The 13,561-nt window shown below is 67.4% G+C and carries 12 protein-coding genes; 2 read left to right on the forward strand and 10 right to left on the reverse strand.

The genetic code is table 11. The features are described from left to right. Positions 1 to 47: 47 nt before the first annotated feature. The 5 genes from recJ to CBW24_RS04835 all read right to left on the reverse strand — a co-directional run bounded on the left by recJ (position 48) and on the right by CBW24_RS04835 (position 5,960). The gene (gene recJ, locus CBW24_RS04815) at positions 48 to 1,808 is read right to left on the reverse strand and encodes a single-stranded-DNA-specific exonuclease RecJ (protein ID WP_097372842.1); all 1,761 of its coding nucleotides are present in this window, start codon (positions 1,806 to 1,808) and stop codon (positions 48 to 50) included. A 257-nt stretch (positions 1,809 to 2,065) separates the two neighbouring features. Further along, a complete protein-coding gene (guaD, locus tag CBW24_RS04820; protein WP_097372843.1) occupies positions 2,066 to 3,388 on the reverse strand; it encodes a guanine deaminase in 1,323 nt (440 codons plus the stop codon). A gap of 34 nt (positions 3,389 to 3,422) precedes the next feature. Further along, positions 3,423 to 4,385, reverse strand: a complete 963-nt coding sequence (locus CBW24_RS04825; protein WP_097372844.1) for an acetyl-CoA carboxylase carboxyltransferase subunit alpha — start codon at positions 4,383 to 4,385, stop codon at positions 3,423 to 3,425. Between the two features lie 100 nt (positions 4,386 to 4,485). Beyond that, the gene (locus tag CBW24_RS04830) at positions 4,486 to 5,049 is read right to left on the reverse strand and encodes a manganese efflux pump MntP (protein WP_088662230.1); all 564 of its coding nucleotides are present in this window, start codon (positions 5,047 to 5,049) and stop codon (positions 4,486 to 4,488) included. A gap of 269 nt (positions 5,050 to 5,318) precedes the next feature. Continuing rightward, entirely contained in the window at positions 5,319 to 5,960 is a 642-nt protein-coding gene (locus CBW24_RS04835; protein WP_088662229.1) for a 50S ribosomal protein L25/general stress protein Ctc, read from the reverse strand. Between the two features lie 271 nt (positions 5,961 to 6,231). Here CBW24_RS04835 and CBW24_RS04840 point away from each other — a divergent pair, with 271 nt between their 5' ends. After that, on the forward strand, positions 6,232 to 7,386 hold the full coding sequence (locus tag CBW24_RS04840) for an MFS transporter (RefSeq protein ID WP_097372845.1): 1,155 nt from the start codon (positions 6,232 to 6,234) through the stop codon (positions 7,384 to 7,386). Positions 7,387 to 7,468: 82 nt separating this feature from the next. Here CBW24_RS04840 and CBW24_RS04845 read toward each other — a convergent pair whose 3' ends face one another. From CBW24_RS04845 to CBW24_RS04855, 3 genes are all read right to left on the reverse strand, one after another. Next, positions 7,469 to 8,689 (reverse strand): alpha-hydroxy acid oxidase, encoded by a 1,221-nt coding sequence (locus CBW24_RS04845; protein WP_097372846.1) that lies wholly within the window; start codon positions 8,687 to 8,689, stop codon positions 7,469 to 7,471. A 214-nt stretch (positions 8,690 to 8,903) separates the two neighbouring features. Then, the gene (gene trpA, locus CBW24_RS04850; protein ID WP_088662226.1) at positions 8,904 to 9,695 is read right to left on the reverse strand and encodes a tryptophan synthase subunit alpha; all 792 of its coding nucleotides are present in this window, start codon (positions 9,693 to 9,695) and stop codon (positions 8,904 to 8,906) included. A 122-nt stretch (positions 9,696 to 9,817) separates the two neighbouring features. Further along, positions 9,818 to 10,222, reverse strand: a complete 405-nt coding sequence (locus CBW24_RS04855) for a VOC family protein (RefSeq protein WP_097372847.1) — start codon at positions 10,220 to 10,222, stop codon at positions 9,818 to 9,820. 168 nt (positions 10,223 to 10,390) lie between these two features. Here CBW24_RS04855 and ychF point away from each other — a divergent pair, with 168 nt between their 5' ends. Beyond that, positions 10,391 to 11,488, forward strand: coding sequence for a redox-regulated ATPase YchF (ychF, locus tag CBW24_RS04860; RefSeq protein WP_088662224.1), 1,098 nt, complete (start codon positions 10,391 to 10,393; stop codon positions 11,486 to 11,488). Between the two features lie 90 nt (positions 11,489 to 11,578). On the opposite strand, the gene CBW24_RS04865 is transcribed toward ychF, so the two are convergent. Together CBW24_RS04865 and CBW24_RS04870 are read right to left on the reverse strand one after the other, a co-directional pair. Then, positions 11,579 to 12,493 (reverse strand): tyrosine recombinase XerC, encoded by a 915-nt coding sequence (locus CBW24_RS04865; protein ID WP_097372848.1) that lies wholly within the window; start codon positions 12,491 to 12,493, stop codon positions 11,579 to 11,581. Between the two features lie 94 nt (positions 12,494 to 12,587). Next, positions 12,588 to 13,334: a DUF484 family protein gene (locus tag CBW24_RS04870; protein WP_088662222.1), complete on the reverse strand. Its 747-nt coding sequence runs from the start codon at positions 13,332 to 13,334 to the stop codon at positions 12,588 to 12,590. Positions 13,335 to 13,561: the final 227 nt, after the last annotated feature.

The raw sequence follows: 13,561 nt of genomic DNA on the forward strand, positions 1-13,561 counted from the left end.
GCGGGGAAACGGCGTGCGGCGGCGGGGCGTGGCGCGGTCCAAACGGCTCAGGCGCCGTCGATTTCGGCGGCATCGTCAAGCCGCAGCTGCGGGATCTGGCGTCCGCCCCAGTGGTTGACCTCCAGCCGCCCGGCGAGGTGGAATCGCGCGCCGCCATGCGCCTCCAGCCGGGGCCCGATCGGACCGGCGAAGGCCCCGAAGGCGATGGCGTCGAGTTTCGCGCCCAGCCCATCGCCGAGCGAAACTTTCAGATGCTGTTCCCCCACCCGACGCGCATGCAGGATCTGCACATCCGGCAGGGCGAACCGTGGCGCGGAGGCTCCGGCGCCGTAGGGACCGGCGGATTCGATCCGGTCGATCAGCTCCACCGTCGCCGCGCCCGGCATCAGCATCCCGTCGAGGCGCAAGGCACGCGGGCCGGACTGCCCGGCGCCCTGCTTTTCCAGCAGCGCGCCCAGCCGCTCCATCGCGGGTTCCAACTGCGCCCGAGCCACGGTGAGTCCCGCGGCCATCTTATGCCCGCCGCCTTTCAGCAGCAGACCTTCGGCGGCGGCTTTCTGCACGCAGGCGCCCAGATCGACGCCGGGCACGGAGCGGGCCGAGCCTTTGCCCATGCCGTCCTCGTCGAAACCAATGACGACGGCGGGGCGATTGAACGCCTCCTTCAGGCGCGCGGCGACGATGCCCACGACGCCGGGATGCCAGTTTTCGCCTGCCGCCCAGACCAGCGGACCTTCGGCGCCGCGCGTCTCGGCCTGTTCCAGCGCCTGTTCCAGCACGCGGGCTTCGATCTCGCGCCGGTCGCGGTTCAGCTCGTCCAGACGCTCGGCCATCGCCTGCGCTTCTGCGGGGTCGGTCGTGGCCAGCAGCCGCGCGCCCAGATCCGGCTTGCCGATCCTGCCGCCCGCGTTGACACGTGGCCCCAGCAGAAAGCCCAGATGGTAGGTGCTGGGCGCGGTGTTCATCCCCGCCACATCGCCAAGCGCCACGAGGCCCGCCCGCTGCCTGCGCCCCATGACTGTCAGGCCTTGCCGCACCAGCGCGCGGTTGACGCCCACCAAGGGCGCGACATCGGCCACGGTCGCCAGCGCCACGAGATCCAGCATCGCCATCAGGTCGGGACCCTTCACCCCCTCGCCACGCAGCAGGCGGTTGGCCTCGACCAGCATCAAGAACACGACCGCCGCGGCGCAAAGATGCGCCAGCTCGCCGCTTTCGTCCTGTCGGTTGGGGTTCACCACGGCGACGGCGGGAGGCAGGGTTTCACCGCCCAGATGGTGATCGAGGACGACGACATCGGTATTGCCCGCCGCCGCCAGCGCATCATGGCTGAGCGTGCCGCAATCGACGCAGATGATCAGGTCATGGGCCGCGGCCAGCCCGGCGATGGCGGGCGCATTCGGCCCGTAGCCTTCGTCGATGCGGTCGGGGATGTAGAGCGTCGTGGGCGGCAGGCCCATCTCGCGCAGCCATGTCAGCAGCAGCGCGGCGGAGGCACCGCCATCCACATCGTAATCGGCAAAGATCGCGATCCGCTCACGGCGGCGCACAGCCTGCAAGAAACGCCCAGCGGCGGCGTCCATGTCCCGCAGGCTTCGCGGATCGGGCAGCAGATCACGCAGGGCAGGCGCAAGGAAGGCCTGCGCCCCCTCGGCGGCGATGCCGCGCGCCACAAGCACCCGGCACACCGGGTCCGGCAGGTCGGTGGCCTGCATCAGCGCCTCGGCGGCGCGGTCGTCATCAATGCCCGGACCGGTCCAGTGGCGACCGGTGAGCGAGGCGGATACATTCAGGAAAGGGCGCGTCATGCCGCCTGTTTGGCCCGGCTACGGCGCAATGGCAATGCGGCACGGCGCGGCGGCCCGAGGCAGGCCGCTACCTATGGGCCGACCCGCATCCGCCCGCGCACCAGCGCCGCGTGCAGGCCGCGTCGGCTTTTGGCTGGTGCGTTAGGGGGTCTCGCGGGTCGATGGGAGCGGGCTGCGTCGCCAGAGGAACCCGCTGGTGTGCCCTGACAGGGGCGCGCCGGGCTGGCAGCGGCGGGCTGGCAACAGCAGCGCGCGGCTCACGCGACTTGGGGCTTCCGCGCGATCCCCGCCACATAGGTTTCCGTCACCGCGCGGTCGTCGCCCATCATGATGGTGGGGAACACGGCCTCCCACAGGGTGTCGGCCTCTGCGTGGCGCTGGGCGATGGCGGGGGTGGAGGCGAGATCGAGCACGACCAGATCCGCCGCTGCGCCCGGCGCCAGCCGCCCGATTGCACCGCCCATGCGCAGCGCCCCAGCGGAGCCCTCGGTCGCGAGCCACAGAAGCTGCGCAGGGTGCAGGGCGGTGCCGCTTAGCTGGCCGATCTCATAGGCCGCCGCCATCGTGCGCAGCATCGAAAAGGATGAGCCGCCCCCGGTATCCGTGGCCAAGCCGACGCTCAGCCCGGCGGCCTTGGTTGCCGCCATGTCGAACAGGCCAGAGCCGATAAAGGTGTTCGAGGTCGGACAATGCACCACCGCCGCGCCCATCTCGCGCAGGCGGTCACGTTCCCGGTCGGTGAGCCAGATCGCATGGCCGTAGAGCCCGCCCTCGCGCAGAAGGCCGCGTTGTTCGTAGGTGTCGAGATAGTCGCGCGCCTCGGGATAGAGGCTGGCGACCCAGCTCAGTTCCTCGGTCTGTTCGCTCAGATGGGTCTGCATCGGGCAGTCGGGATGCTCGCCCCACAAGGCGCCCAGAGCCTCCAGTTGCTCCGGCGTGGAGGTGGGCGAGAAGCGGGGCGTGATCGCATAGGTCGCCCGCCCGCGCCCGTGCCATTTCAGCAGCAATGCGCGGCTGTCGTCATAGGCGCTTTGCGCGGTGTCGCGCAGGCCATCGGGGGCGTTGCGGTCCATACAGGTCTTGCCCGCCACGACTGCCATGCCCCGCGCCTCGGCGGCCTCGAACAGCGCGTCGACGCTGGCGGGGTGAATGGTGCAGAAGCTGGTGACAGTGGTCGTGCCATTGGCCAACAAAAGATCCAGATAGCGCCCGGCGATGGTCGCGGCATAGGCCGGATCGGCAAAGCGCATTTCTTCGGGAAATGTATAGGTGTTGAGCCAGTCGATCAGCCGTTTGCCCCAGCTGGCGATCATCGCGGTCTGGGGGTAATGCGCATGCGCATCGACAAAACCGGGCAGGATCAGCGCATCGCCGTGGTCGATTACCTCGGCCTGCGGATGGGCGGTGCGCAGCGCCTCGGCCGGGCCGGTGGCGTGAATGCGCCCGTCACGCAGCAGAACCGCGCCGCGCCGCTCATGGCGCGTCACCTCATCGACCGGCGCCGCGAAGGGATCGCCGGTGAAGTGCAGCAATTGGCCGAGAATCAGCCGGTCGGCGGGGCGGGGGGCTGGTGTGGCCATCACGAAGGGCAGGGTCGGGGACCGAAGCGGCGGCTCAGGCCGCGAGGCCCTTTGACCCCATGGTCAGGAACTTCTGCCGCCGGTCGCGGATCAGAGCAGCGCGGTCGAGTCCGTCCATATCCGACAGCAGTTCCTCCAGCACGGCACCGACCCGTGCGATCGATTCCGCGCGGTGACGCTGCGCGCCGCCAATGGGTTCGGGGATGATGCGGTCGATGACGCCCAGCTTCTTGAGATCCTGCGCGGTCAGGCGCAGCGCCTCGGCGGCTTCGCGCATCTTCTCGGCGTCCTTCCACAGGATCGAGGCGCAGCCTTCGGGCGAGATCACCGAATAGATCGAATGTTCTAGCATCGCGACCTTGTTGGCGGTGGCAAAGGCCACGGCCCCGCCGGAGCCGCCTTCACCGATCACCACCGACACCAGTGGCACACCGATCTGGAGACATTTTTCGGTCGAGCGGGCGATGGCCTCGGACTGACCACGCTCCTCCGCGCCCTTGCCGGGATAGGCGCCGGGCGTGTCGACCAGCGTGATGACCGGCAGGTTGAAGCGGTCGGCCAGATCCATCAGGCGGATCGCCTTGCGGTAGCCCTCGGGACGGGCCATGCCGAAATTGCGTTCGATCCGGGTTTTCGTGTCGTGGCCCTTCTCATGGCCAATCACGACCACGGGGCGGTCGTTCAGCCGCGCCATCCCGCCCATGACGGCGTGATCGTCGGCAAAGTTCCGGTCGCCCGCCAGCGGCGTGTATTCGGTAAACAACGCCTCGATGTAGTCTTTGCAATGCGGCCGTTCGGGGTGACGCGCGACCTGACATTTCCGCCAGGGCGTAAGATCCGAGTAGAGGGTCTTCATCAGCTCGGTGGCCTTGCGGTCAAGCGCTTCGGCCTCGTCTGTGACCTTCATCTCCTCATTGGAGCGGCTCATCGCGCGGAGCTCTTCGGCCTTGCCCTCGATTTCGGCAAGCGGCTTTTCGAATTCGAGATAGTTGGTCATGGCGGCGCTTTCGCAACTGTTGGGGTCCGGTATCCGTCGCGCTGCTATAGGACAGGATGGGGGCGGGGTGCAATGCGGGCGCGCACCGGGACCGGCTGCATCAGGCCGTGAGATGCGTGATCAAGATCCAGCACCCCAGCACCACCAGCAGCACGCCGCCGCCTGTTTCGGCATAACCGCCCGTGCGCGGCCCGGCGCGGCTGCCGATCAGCGCCCCGGCGGTGGCCATTGCGAATGTCGCGGCCCCGCTGGCCAGCGCGACGGGCAGGATCGGCACATGGGCAAAGGCCAGCGACACGCCCACTGCCATCGCATCGACAGAGGTGGCAAACGCGGTGACAGCCAGCGCAGCCAGCGAGAAGTGCCCCGAGCGCCGCGTCGGTCCGGCAGGAGCCTGAAGCCCGCCCCGGATCATCCGCAACCCGATGACGGTCAGCAGACCCCATGCGATCCAGTGATCGACAGCTGCCAGCAGCGGTGCGGCGGCGGACCCTGCGGCCCAGCCGACAATGGGCATCACCGCCTCGAACAGACCAAAGACCAACCCCAGACGCAGCGCCAGCATCAGCCGCATGCGGGCGCTGACCGCGCCCCGGCCCAAGGCAGCAACACCGGCATCGACGGACATGCCAAGGGCAAGCAGGATCAGCGCTGTGGTGGGCATGGTCGTCTCCGACAGATCGTGGCAGAGCGCATCAGATAGGCCGTGCGTCAGATAAAATCAAGCAAAAACAATATGTTAATAAAAGTGAGACGCATTTGCATCTGGCGCGGTGCGTGGGCGAATGCCGCGGTCGCGGGGCCCGAGGCACCCGGTGGGCCTGTGGCGAGAGACGTCGCGCTTCTCGGGCCACCTGCCGCAGACCGCACAAAAAAACGCGCCCCGTCAGGGGCGCGTTTCTTAATGCATAGCCGGGCGCACCCGGCGGAGGATCACTCCTCGACTTCGGTCGCCGGCACTTCGTCCGCGGCGGGCGCGTCGTCTTCGTCGTCGGAGGCCGACAGGCCGCTCGGCGCGGAGATGTTGGCGATCACGAAATCGCGGTCGATCGTCGGCTTCACGCCCTCGGGCAGGGTGACCTGCGAGATGGTGATGGTGTCGCCGATTTTCAGCCCTGCGAGGTCGACGGTGATGTGATCGGGGATATCGCCCGCGGTCACGATCAGTTCGACTTCGTTGCGCACGATGGTCAGCACGCCGCCCTTCTTGATGCCGGGAGCGGCTTCCTCGTTGATGAATTCAACCGGAATGAACAGGTTGATTTTCGAGGTGCGGCGCAGGCGCATGAAGTCGACATGGGTCGGAAGATCCTTCACCACGTCGCGCTGCACGTTGCGGCAGATCACGCGCACGTCGTCGTGACCTTCGACCTTCATGTTGAAGAGGGTCGACAGGAAACGGCCTGCCTTCAGACGCTTCACCAGCGCGTTGTAAGGGATGTTGATCGCTACGGGATCGGCGCCGCCGCCGTAAACGATGCCGGGTACGTTGCCTTCACGGCGAGCTTGACGAGCGGCCCCCTTGCCTGTCCCCGTCCGTACCGTGGCGTTAAGATCCGGGATCTCACCAGCCATGATATATTCCTTTCAAGATGATCGGGCATCCTCCAAGGGTGCATGCCCGGTTACAGGCCCGCGCGTATAGGGGAGATCTGTCCGGTTGGAAAGAGCTTTCGTTGCCGAGGGACGTTCTGACCGGGGCGCGGGGCCGGAGGGGCTGCCTGTCAGGCGCGGTCTGTCGGGCTGAGCGCCGCGCCACTTGCGGTTGCCGCGGGGGCGCTCTAGCTCTGAGCGCGGTTTCCCCCTGTGCCGGAGCGTTCCGCTGACCTTTGCCGCCTCTCTCCGCATGGCCCGTGCGCCCACGGCTGCGCTTGTCGCGATCGGGCTCTTTTGGGGGTCTCTGGCGGGCTACATGCCCGAAATCAAGGCCCGCACCGGGCTAAGTGATGTGGCGCTGGGCGCAACGCTTTTGATGTCATCGCTCGGGGCGGTGGTGGCGACGGCATTGGCCCCGCGCATGACACGTTTGCTGGGACACCGGCTGTTGCCGACCTATGGCATCGCGTTGGCGCTGGTATTCATGCCCTTATCCTTGGCGCAGGGTCCGCTTGCGTTGGGCGGGGCGATGCTGCTGGCGGGGCTGTTGGTGACCGGTCTCGACATCGGTGCCAACCTGCGGATCAGCGCTTTGGAAAGCGACAGCGCCGCGCCGCTGATGAACCTGTGTCACGCCTGTTATTCGCTGACATTCGCTGCGGTCGCTCTGGCGATTGCCGGGCTGCGTGCCGTGGAGGTGCCGGTGACGGTGACCTTGCCCGCCTTGGCGCTGATCGCGCTGGGTCTGGCGCTCAGCGCGATGCGGGGCGGGCGGATGCCTGCGCCGGTGCCGGAGCCCGCCGCATCGGTGCAAGGTGCCACGCGCGTCGCGCTCTGGCCGCTGATCCTGCCGGGCGGCGCGATCCTGTTCTGCGCCTTCATCGGGGAAAACGGGATCGAGGCATGGAGCGCCCTGCATCTGGAGCGCACGCTTGGCGCGGCAGCCGGGGCGGGGGCGTTGGGGCCGTTCATGATGGGTCTGGTCATGGGGCTGGGGCGACTTGGCGGGCAGGCCGTGGCCGCGCGACTGGGCGCGGCACGGCTGATCACGGTGTCGGCAGCCGTCGCGGTGCTGGGGCTCTTGATGCTTGCCGCCGGGCAGAACGGAGCCGTGGCGTTGGCGGGGATCGCCCTCGGCGCGGCAGGATTGGCGGTGCTGCTGCCAACCGGCTCGTCGCTGATCGGGCGGCTAGGCGCGGCCCGCGCGGGGGAGCGGGGCCGGACACTGGGCGTGTCGCGGGCGTGGATGTTCGGGATGCTCGGCTTTTTCGCGGGCCCCACCATGATGGGCGCGCTGAGCGAAGCTGCCGGGTTGCGCATGGCCTTTGCCGTGCTGGCGCTCGTCGTCGGGCTGATCCTGCCTGCGTTGGTGTTGTTGCTGCGCGCGGGGCGGCACGGGGCGTAGCTGCGAAAGCTGCCAGCCGAGGCCATCCGATACCGGCAAGGCAGTCGCCGCAGGCGCGCGCGACCGCCCGACCGGCCCGGAGTTACGCCTGCCAGCGGCCTTCGAAATCCTCCGGGATCAGCAGATTGCGGCGGCTCAATTGGTCCACCCGCGTCTGACCGCAGAGCGCCATCGTCAGATCGAACTCCCGTTGCAGGATTTCCAGCGCGCGGGTCACGCCCCGCTGGCCCATCGCGCCCAAACCATAGATATAGGCGCGTCCGATCATCGTGCCTTTCGCACCCATTGCGACCGCCTTCAGAATGTCCTGCCCGGAGCGGATGCCGCTATCGAGGAACACCTCGCACCGGTCGCCCACGGCATCGAGGATCTGCGGCAGCATCCGGATCGAACTGAGCGCCCCATCGAGTTGCCGTCCGCCGTGGTTCGACACCACGATCGCATCGGCGTCAAGTTCGGCGGCGCGGCGGGCGTCATCGGCGTCCAGAATGCCCTTCAGAATCACGGTGCCGTCCCATTTCTCCATCAGCCGGGCGACCTTTGACCAGTCCAGCGTCAGGTCGAACTGCTGCGCCGTCCATGCCATCAACGACGAGGGATCGTCGACGCCCTTCACATGGCCCACGATATTGCCGAAACCGCGCCGCTCCGTGCGCAGCATATCCAGCCCCCACGACCATTTCATCGCAAGATTGGCGAGCGTCGCAGGCGACATTTTGGGCGGGGCGGAGAGGCCGTTCTTCAGGTCGCGGTGCCGTTGGCCCAGCAGTTGCAGGTCCAGCGTGATGACCAGCGCCGAACAGCCCGCCGCGCGCGCCCGCGCGATCAGACGATCAACGTAGTCTTCGTCCTTCATCGTGTAGAGCTGAAACCAGAACGGCGCGGTGGTGTGCTGCGCCACATCTTCGATGGAACAAATCGACATGGTCGACAGCGTATAAGGCACGCCGAATTTCTCGGCGGCCTTGGCGGCGAGGATCTCGCCATCGGCATGCTGCATCCCGGTCATGCCCACGGGGGCCAGCGCGACCGGCAGTGTCACATCGTGCCCGACCATCTGTGTCGCGGTGCTGCGGTTGGACATGTCCACCGCCACCTTCTGCCGCAGACGGATCAGGTCAAAGTCAGAACTGTTCTCGCGGAAGGTCTGTTCGCTCCAGCTTCCGGATTCGCAATAGTCCCAGAACATCCGCGGGGCGCGGCGGCGGTGCATCCGGCGCAGGTCTTCGATCTCGGTCACGACCGGGTCGGGCAGCCAGCCTGCGGGCACTACGCTGTTGAGATATTCATGAATGACCGACATCGTGTGCCCCTTCGCGTTTGGTGCGAAAACCTTACCAATCCGGGCGGAGGGGCGCAATCGGGCTCATGGGGGTGCGACAGCGTTTAGACGCCGCGCAAGGCCGCAGCCTTGGCGATCTGGTTCTGAGCACTTGAGTAGGGAGCAAGGCCGGAGGGGACGCGCCAGGGCACGGGGCCCGGCGCGTAGCATCGCGCCACCCGTCACAGCGGTGTCGCTAGGCCCGGTGCGCCCCAGCGGCGAGCGATGCGACATAGTCGAGCACTTCCGCAGCCGGGCGACCTTCGGCGATCTTGCCGACAATGGCCGACCCTACGACCGCACCATCGGCCACGGCGGCCATGCTTTCGGCGGCTTCGGGGGTGCGGATGCCGAACCCGACGATGACCGGCAGATCGGTGCTGGCCTTGATGCGGGTGATTTCCGGCGCGACGTCCCCGGCTTGCGCTTCTGCGGAGCCGGTAATGCCGGTGATCGAAACGTAGTAGACAAAGCCAGAGGTGTTTTCGAGCACCTTGGGCAGGCGCTTATCATCCGTCGTGGGGGTGGCAAGGCGGATGAAGTTCAGCCCGGCCTTCTGCGCGGGGATGCACAGTTCGTCATCCTCTTCGGGGGGGAGGTCCACGACGATCAGACCATCGATCCCGGCCTCTGCCGCGTCGCGGAGAAAGGTGTCGACCCCGCGCGAATAGATCGGGTTGTAATAGCCCATCATGACGATGGGGGTAGTGCTGTCGGTCTCGCGGAACGCCCGGGCCAGATCGAGCGTCTTTTGCAGGGTCATGCCGCCTTCCAGCGCGCGCTGACCGGCCAACTGAATGGTCGGGCCATCGGCCATCGGATCGGTAAAGGGCAGCCCCAGTTCGATAATGTCGACCCCGGCGCCGGGCAGACCTTTCACGATCTCCAGCGAGCGGTCGTAATCGGGATCTCCCGCCATGACATAGGCTACGAAAGCCTTGCGGCCCTCGGATTGAAGGCGGGCGAATGTATCGTCGATCCGGGTCATGAAGTCCTCTCGCTCTGGCCTGCCCGGTTTGGCCATTTTGCGGGCGAAAGGCAATGGGGCGCGGTCAGATCGCCGCGCCCCCGTGGTAGCGGGCCTGCGTTCAGGCCCATGGTCGCGGTGGATCAGGCCTCGTCGCCGACGCCGACCATCCACTGGATGCCGAATTTGTCGGTCAGGGTGCCAAAGCCGGGCGACCAGAAGGTTTCGTGAAACTCCATCTGCTTTTCGCCGCCCTCGGCCAGCGCTTCGAACACGCGGCGGGCGGTGTCGACGGAGCCGTAGTTCAGCGACAGCGACATGCCCTTGACCTTTGGCGTGGCCGCGTCGCGGTTGTCAGAGGCAAAGATCGGCCCCACGGGCGTCATCAGCGCGCCATGCATGATCTTGTCGGAACTCGGCACTTCGGCCTCGGGCGGGGCCTCGGAGAAACGCATCTTCTGGGTGATTTCGCCACCGATTGCGGAAACGTAGAAATCCAGCGCCTCTTCGCAGTCGCCATCGAAGAATAGGTAGGGGGTCAGGGACATGGGGTCCTCCTTGCGGTTGCTGTCGCCTCAACGCGGCGCGGGCGATTCGGGTCCGGGCGCGGGGGCGGAGGGTGCCCGCACGGGTCCGGCGGATGAGGGGCGGCTCCGGCTTGCATGCGCGCAGGCACGCCCGTAGAAGGCGCCAAACCTATGCAGGAGTGATGGATCATGGGCTTCAAGACCGGGATCGTGGGCCTGCCCAATGTGGGCAAATCGACGCTGTTCAACGCGCTGACCCGCACCGCAGCGGCGCAGGCGGCGAATTTTCCGTTCTGCACGATCGAGCCGAATGTCGGTGAAGTCGCGGTGCCCGATGCCCGGCTCGACACGCTGGCGAAAATCGCGGCCTCCAAACAGATCATCCCGACGCGGATGACCTTTGTGGACATTGCCGGGCTGGTGAAGGGCGCAAGCAAGGGCGAAGGGCTGGGCAACCAGTTTCTGGCCAACATCCGCGAATGCGACGCCATCGCCCATGTGCTGCGCTGTTTCGAAGACGGCGACGTCACCCATGTCGAAGGCCGGGTGAACCCGGTCGAGGACGCGGAAACCATCGAAACCGAACTGATGCTGGCCGATATGGAAAGCATCGAAAAACGCCTGCAAGGTCTGACCCGTAAGGTGCGCGGCGGCGACAAGGAAGCGATCGCGCAGGAGCGCCTGCTGAAAGCCGCGCTTGCCGCGCTGGAGCAGGGCCAGCCCGCCCGCACGGTCGAGGTGGATGCCGAGGATCGCAAGGCCTGGGCCATGCTGCAACTGCTGACCTCCAAGCCGATCCTCTATGTCTGCAACGTGGCCGAGGATGAGGCCGCGACCGGCAACGCCCATTCCGACGCGGTGGCGAAGATGGCCGCCGAACAGGGGGCCGCGAGCGTGGTGATTTCCGCCCGGATCGAGGAGGAGATCAGCCAGCTTGATGCCGATGAGGCCGACATGTTCCTAGAGGAGCTGGGCCTGCAGGAAGCCGGGCTCGACCGGCTGATCCGCGCGGGCTACGAGTTGCTGGGCCTTCAGACCTATTTCACCGTCGGTCCCAAGGAAGCCCGCGCATGGACCATCCGCGCAGGCACGCTGGCCCCGCAGGCCGCCGGTGTCATCCACGGCGATTTCGAGCGTGGGTTCATCCGTGCCGAAACCATCGCTTACGATGACTTTACCGCGCTGGGCGGGGAGCAGGGCGCGAAGGACGCGGGCAAGATGCGGGTCGAGGGCAAAAGCTACCTCGTGAAGGACGGCGACGTCCTGCATTTCCTGTTCAACGCCTGATTGGACCTCCAGCCTGCGCCGCGTCCGTGCGCGCAGGCTGGCGCTGTGCCCGACGGCGCGCCTCATCGACGGCGCCGGATGCGGGGTGGCTCAATCCTTGCCGCGCCGCGCCAGCGGATGTGCGTTGTCGTAGACCTCCATCAGCCGCGCCGTATCGACGGAGGTGTAGCCTTGTGTCGTCGCCAGCGAGGCATGGCCGAGCAACTCCTGAATCGCGCGCAGATCACCGCCTGCTTCCAACAGATGGGTGGCAAAGCTGTGGCGCATGGCGTGGGGCGTTGCGGTCGCGGGCAGGCCCAGTTGCATGCGCGCGTTTTCCATCACCTTGGCGATGGCGCGGGGGTTGAGCCGTCCGCCGCGTGTGCCCCGAAACAGCGGCTCATCGGCGGTCATCTCGAACGGGGCCAGCGCGACATAGGCGGCGACCGCATCGCGGGCCGGGCCGATCACCGGCACCACCCGTTCGCGCCCGCCCTTGCCGGTGATGCGCAGAACGTCGGGCAGGGGGGAGGCATCGCCGTTCAGGCCCAGTGCTTCGGAAATCCGCAGCCCGCAGCCGTATAGCACCGTCACCACCGCCGCGTCGCGGGCGCCGATCCAGCTGGTCTGAGACTGCACTTCGACCGTGTCGATCATCGCACGGGCGGCATCGCGCGCCAGCGGGCGGGGCAAGCGGCGTTGGAACCGGGGCGCGCGGGTGGTCAATACCGGCGTCGCGTCGAACCCGTCGCGGTCGGCAAGCCATGCGACAAACCCCTTTACCGCCGACAACTGCCGCGCAAGCGACCGCGCCTGCACGCCGCGCGCGCGCTCATGCGCCATCCATGCGCGCATGTCGCTGGTGCTGAGCCGACCCATCGCCGCCGGGCCAAGCCCTTCGCCCAGATGCCCGACGAGAAATGCGAGAAACCCCAGCAGATCGGCGCGGTAGGCGGTGACGGTGGCCTCGGCTGCGTTGTCGAGCGCACGGCGCTGGGTCAGCCAGCGGTCCAGCGCATCGCGCATGCCGGGCGATACCTGCAACGCCACCGCGCCCCGGGCGGCGCGCGAGGCGGGGGCTGCGTCGGCGGTCCGGGGCGGGCGAGGTGCGGTCACCGGCTTAGCCCAGCCAGCGCCGCATCTGCCGTTCGAACACCCCCCCAAAGAAGGTCAGCAGGTCGGTGCCCTGCGCGGGCGTGAATTGATGCGGGTCTTCGGCCCCGAGCGCGAGCAGACCGGGCAGGCGATCCTCGCCCAGATCCAGACGCAGCAGCGCCTCGGAGCGGATCCAGTTGCCGCGCTCGCCATAGACGGCCTCGCCCTCCGGGGTGGCCTGCCGCAGCGTGACGGGGCGGATCGGCTGGCGACCGCGCGGGCCGGTCAGATAGGCGTCGATGAAGCCGGGGCGCACCACGGCCAGCACATCGCCAAGCCGTTCGATGCTGCCGGGGTCTTCGGGATGGTCGGTTTCCAGAACCAGCCGGATCGAATCGACGCGCAGGATGGTCGCGACCTCGGTGCCCAGATTGCGCAGAAACGCCTCGAACCCGGTGGGGTCGAGCATGGCCAGAATCGCACGGTGCACCTGATTGGTCCCGGCAAGGTTGTCATACGCCGCCGCAATGACGGACCGATGCGTGTCCTCCAGCCGGTCCAGCCGGGCCTCCAGCCGTTCCATCGCAATCCCGCGCAGATCGACGATGTTGCCGCCCATCGCCTTTTCGTTGGCGGCGATCAGCGCGCGCATGATGCGATGGTCCTCCAGCACCAGATCGGGCTGGGCCAAGATCCGCGCGCGCAACGCGTCCTGTTCGGGATCGCTGCCCGCGGCGTCTTCCGCCTTGGGGGAGGGGCCTGCACTGTTCATCGGTGATCCTTTGCCGCCTGTGGCGCGTCTTGGTCTCGTCTGCTCGACGGTCGCGCCCGGATCTGCTGCCCGGATCACGACGACGCTTGGCCTGTTCTTTCGTGTGTCGCCAGTCTGTAGCCCCGCCGGGTGCCGGTGCCATCCTCGCTCAGTGGCGGAACGACAGGAGAACGGGGGTAGGTCCGTTTTGCCCAATTGCCCCCGCCCGCGTCCAGAGAATTATGGCG

It is taken from the genome of Pacificitalea manganoxidans, assembly GCF_002504165.1.
In the GTDB taxonomy this organism is placed as follows: Bacteria; Pseudomonadota; Alphaproteobacteria; order Rhodobacterales; family Rhodobacteraceae; genus Pacificitalea; species Pacificitalea manganoxidans.

Coding starts and splice junctions, on each gene's coding strand:
- recJ (WP_097372842.1), bottom strand. CDS start 1,808: ATGACGCGCCCTTTCCTGAATGTATCCGCCTCGCTCACCGGTCGCCAC.
- guaD (WP_097372843.1), bottom strand. CDS start 3,388: ATGGCCACACCAGCCCCCCGCCCCGCCGACCGGCTGATTCTCGGCCAA.
- CBW24_RS04825 (WP_097372844.1), bottom strand. CDS start 4,385: ATGACCAACTATCTCGAATTCGAAAAGCCGCTTGCCGAAATCGAGGGC.
- CBW24_RS04830 (WP_088662230.1), bottom strand. CDS start 5,049: ATGCCCACCACAGCGCTGATCCTGCTTGCCCTTGGCATGTCCGTCGAT.
- CBW24_RS04835 (WP_088662229.1), bottom strand. CDS start 5,960: ATGGCTGGTGAGATCCCGGATCTTAACGCCACGGTACGGACGGGGACA.
- CBW24_RS04840 (WP_097372845.1), top strand. CDS start 6,232: ATGGCCCGTGCGCCCACGGCTGCGCTTGTCGCGATCGGGCTCTTTTGG.
- CBW24_RS04845 (WP_097372846.1), bottom strand. CDS start 8,689: ATGTCGGTCATTCATGAATATCTCAACAGCGTAGTGCCCGCAGGCTGG.
- trpA (WP_088662226.1), bottom strand. CDS start 9,695: ATGACCCGGATCGACGATACATTCGCCCGCCTTCAATCCGAGGGCCGC.
- CBW24_RS04855 (WP_097372847.1), bottom strand. CDS start 10,222: ATGTCCCTGACCCCCTACCTATTCTTCGATGGCGACTGCGAAGAGGCG.
- ychF (WP_088662224.1), top strand. CDS start 10,391: ATGGGCTTCAAGACCGGGATCGTGGGCCTGCCCAATGTGGGCAAATCG.
- CBW24_RS04865 (WP_097372848.1), bottom strand. CDS start 12,493: ATGCGCGATGCGCTGGACCGCTGGCTGACCCAGCGCCGTGCGCTCGAC.
- CBW24_RS04870 (WP_088662222.1), bottom strand. CDS start 13,334: ATGAACAGTGCAGGCCCCTCCCCCAAGGCGGAAGACGCCGCGGGCAGC.